This is a genomic window from Rhizobium sp. BR 317, assembly GCF_047445835.1.
In the GTDB taxonomy this organism is placed as follows: domain Bacteria; phylum Pseudomonadota; class Alphaproteobacteria; order Rhizobiales; family Rhizobiaceae; genus Rhizobium; species Rhizobium paranaense.
The window spans coordinates 1-596 of sequence record NZ_JARWLB010000210.1; the positions used below are offsets into that span (position 1 = coordinate 1).

Annotated in this window: 1 pseudogene; it reads left to right on the top strand. The window is 59.6% G+C overall.

From position 1 onward, the window contains the following. Window positions 1–596 (top strand): annotated as a pseudogene (locus QD357_RS32845) (lactate dehydrogenase); the annotation flags it as partial.

Below are 596 nucleotides of genomic sequence, written 5' to 3' on the forward strand. Positions count from 1 at the left end.
GAGTTCCTGGCGCTTTATCCAAACGCCCGCATTCTCGTTGCCGACGAGACGAATTTTTCGAAGGACAAACGCGCTCGGTTCCTGTCACGCGCGGCGACCGCCACGTGGGACGCGATTATCATCACGCATTCGGCATTCCGGTTMATAGCCGTGCCGTCGAGTTTCGAGCAACAGATGATCCAGGATGAGCTCGAGCTCTACGAGGATCTGCTGACCAAGGTCGACAGTGAGGATCGCGTGTCGCGCAAGAGGCTCGAGCGGCTCAAGGAAGGCTTGAAGGAACGACTGGARGSGYTGTCCACCCGCAAGGACGACCTRCTGACSATCTCKGARATCGGCGTCGAYCAGATCRTCGTCGAYGAGGCGCAGGARTTCMGMAARCTYTCCTTYGCCACCAACATGTCGACSTTGAARGGCATCGATCCGAACGGATCGCAGCGTGCCTGGGACCTCTACGTCAAGTCTCGCTTCATCGAGACSAARAACCCKGGYCGSGCKTTGGTKCTGGCRTCCGGCACGCCGATCACCAATACGCTYGGCGAGATGTTCTCGCTMCAACGCCTGCTCGGGCATGCGGCCCTCGCCGAACGCGGGCT